The organism is Methylobacterium sp. WL6 (assembly GCF_008040095.1).
Taxonomy (GTDB): domain Bacteria; phylum Pseudomonadota; class Alphaproteobacteria; order Rhizobiales; family Beijerinckiaceae; genus Methylobacterium.
In genome coordinates this window covers 1-2,320 of record NZ_VRVH01000476.1, presented here as the reverse complement: position 1 = coordinate 2,320, position 2,320 = coordinate 1, and the positions used below count along the sequence as shown (strand labels likewise).

General features: G+C 72.4%; 2 protein-coding genes and 1 pseudogene. 1 reads left to right on the top strand and 2 read right to left on the bottom strand.

From position 1 onward, the window contains the following. Positions 1–273: 273 nt before the first annotated feature. Positions 274–1,470 carry an alpha/beta hydrolase gene (locus tag FV230_RS27395; protein ID WP_147844607.1) on the bottom strand — a complete coding sequence of 399 codons (1,197 nt, stop codon included), beginning with the start codon at positions 1,468–1,470 and terminating at the stop codon, positions 274–276. A gap of 340 nt (positions 1,471–1,810) precedes the next feature. Here FV230_RS27395 and FV230_RS30100 point away from each other — a divergent pair, with 340 nt between their 5' ends. After that, positions 1,811–1,972: a hypothetical protein gene (locus FV230_RS30100; RefSeq protein WP_187274950.1), complete on the top strand. Its 162-nt coding sequence runs from the start codon at positions 1,811–1,813 to the stop codon at positions 1,970–1,972. A 22-nt stretch (positions 1,973–1,994) separates the two neighbouring features. Here FV230_RS30100 and FV230_RS27390 read toward each other — a convergent pair. Further along, a pseudogene (locus tag FV230_RS27390) lies at positions 1,995–2,320 on the bottom strand (winged helix-turn-helix domain-containing protein); the annotation flags it as partial.

Genomic DNA, 2,320 nt, shown 5'->3' with positions numbered 1-2,320 from the left:
GGGCGGGACGACGCATGGGACTGAAGGGCCTTGCCAGGATGCGGACAGCAGGGGACGATCGCTGCGAAAACGGCTTCGCGACGTTGTTTGGAATGATGCTAAACTGATGTTATTACTAGCTTTTCGGGGTCTTCGTTACGGCCGGGCCGGATCGCGCACAAGGCCTCGGCGGACGGATGCGCCCGCCCTGTGGCCTGCAAGCCACGGTTGATACCGCCATCCCGGCCACGGCGCTCCGCGTGCCGTGCCCTGCTCTGCTCTGCCCGGGCGGCCTCAGCGCGGGCGCGCGGCGATCCAGCCGATCACCGCGTCGGCGACCTGGTCGCTGTTCTTTTCCAGCATCATCATGTGGCCGTTGCCGCGCAGGCCCTGGTCGACGAGCTTGAGGCTGTCGGGCCTGGCACCGGCCTGGGCGAGGAAGGCGGTGGTGCAGTCGTCGACCGGGGTGCGGAACGAGGCTTCGGCGGTCACGATCACCGCCGGCACGCGGGCGAGGTTCGGGAGCCGGCGCACCGGCTCGCCCTGGAGCCAGCAGCGGATCCGCCCCTCGGCCGCCGGGGCCTTGGCCTGCATCACCACGAGATCCTCGGGCGACGTCACCGGCGGGTCGAAGGTCAGCGGCACGCGGGTGATGCCGTAGGCGCGGGCGCGCCCGTCGCCCGCCTTCTCGTAGAAGTCCTTGCCGCCGCGCAGGCGCACGTCGAAGAAGGGCGGCCCGTTCGGCTCGATCGCGACGTGGGCCTTCACGAGGTCGGGCCGCGCATCCGAGACCGCCCAGCCGAACAGCCCGGCCTGCCCGTGGGTGACCAGCACCGCCGGCCCGATCTTGTCCAGCAGCGCGATCAGCGCCGGGTCGACCAGCTCCTCGGTCTGCTGCGCGCCGGCGAGGTAGGGCACCTGGCTGGCGAAGAACTGGTCGAAGGCGGCGTTCCCCTGCACGCCGGGGCCGCCCGGCCACTGGGTGTGGAGCTTGGCCTGCGGGAACAGGTCGTAGAGCTCCTGGGCGGTGTAGGTCTCCTCCAGGGCGCGGGTCGAGAACCGGGCGTAGGGCCCGTAGACTTCCGGGTTGGTGCCGGACCGGCCGCGGCCGACCTGGTCGACGATGTAGACCGCGAACCCCTTCTCGACGAAGCGCTGGGCCCAGCCGGGCCGGCCGTCCGGCGTCCCGAGGAAGTTGACCCCGGTCTGCGAGATGCCGTGGACCATCACCACCGGCCAGGGCTGCGTGACGGTGGCCGGCCGCCGCGACTGCACGAACATCTGGCCGACCATCACGGTCTTGTCGGCGACGCGCTCGTAGCGGCCGCCGATGTAGAAGTAGCTCGCCACCGTCAGGGGCCCCTGGGCGGGGGCGTCCGCGGCGGCGGACGGCCCGGGCTGCACCCCGGCGACGGCGAGCCCCACGGCGACGAGACCCGCGCCGAGCCGCTTGCGCACGCCGCGCCCCGAAAAGCCCTGCCTGGCGATCATGCCGTCCTCCCACCGAGGCCCTGCCCTCCGCCGGGCGGCTTATCGCGGGATTTGCGGCGATGGGCCAGCCGTCCGCGGCCGCATCCGGCCCGGAGCGGCCGCGAAACCCACACCGTGGAAGCCCGGTTTGGGCGCTGTCGGGTCGGACGGATCGGCGAACCGAAGAAATTCTTCACGGTTTCTCCATCGATCATGCGCTCGATGCAGCATTCGCGTGCGGAGACGCACGAGACCCGAGCCGGGCACATGACTGCCACCGCGTGTGGCCCGGTGGTGCCCGCCGGGCACGAGGCCCAGATTCAGGGCCATCGCAACCGCACCCGCTTCAGGACCTTTCGCCGTGGACGTCTCGACCGCCAAGACCCTCGTCTCCGCCGTGCTGGTCTGCGCCATCGTGCTGTTCAGCGGCATCTCGCTGCGGATGTTCGTGCTGGAGGTCGGCCGGGATCTCCGCAGCGCGCGGGCGCAGCGCGTAACCGCCGGCAACGACCGCCGCGACTAGGCGCCCTTCCGCCGGATCCGCCTCAGCCCCGATCCAGATCGAGCGCCGGCGCGTAGACCGCGTCGCCGAGCCGCCGCAGCGGCCCGTGCGGGCCCGCGCGCTTCCACAGCCGCGTGTTCAGCGCCGCGACCGGATCCTGGCCGGGGACGGCGAACCCTTCCGCGACGAGCGCCTCCAGGATCTCGCCCGCATGCATCGGCCGGCCGGCGCGCACGAGGATGCCGCAGGCGGCCTCGACCAGGGCGCGGCCGTAGCGGCGCGCGCCGACGGGATCGACCTCGAACGCGACGGGCACCCGCTCCGGCAATGGCTCGGGAGCGGGAGCGGGAGGCTCGGCCCGGAGGGCGG